Consider the following 306-nt stretch of genomic DNA (forward strand, 5'->3'; position numbering starts at 1 on the left):
CCAGTAGTAGTAGGTACCGCAGCAGGGAATGTACAAATCACATCAAGTACGGTTCCGGTAGGATCAGGACTAGTGGTAAATGCAGACGGAACAGTAACAGTTCCGGCCAACACCCCATCTGGAAACTATTCAGTAAGATATACGATTTGTGAAGTAAACAACCCATTGAATTGTAGTACTATTAGCTCTCCGGTAGTAGTAAGTGCCCCAGCGATTGTTGCGGAAACATACACGACCCCTTCGGTTAATGGATTGCCAGGCGGCACCACCACGGCATTAACGAGCAACGACACCTTAAATGGAAGC

At 47.4% G+C, this 306-nt stretch carries 1 protein-coding gene; it reads left to right on the plus strand.

Features of this window, described 5'->3' with window-relative positions; genetic code table 11:
• A partial coding sequence (locus GKZ86_RS25380; protein ID WP_195936707.1) for a hypothetical protein occupies positions 1–306 on the plus strand: 306 nt, incomplete at both ends.

Origin of the sequence: Flavobacterium sp. LC2016-13 (assembly GCF_009707955.1) — a bacterium.
In the GTDB taxonomy this organism is placed as follows: domain Bacteria; phylum Bacteroidota; class Bacteroidia; order Flavobacteriales; family Flavobacteriaceae; genus Flavobacterium.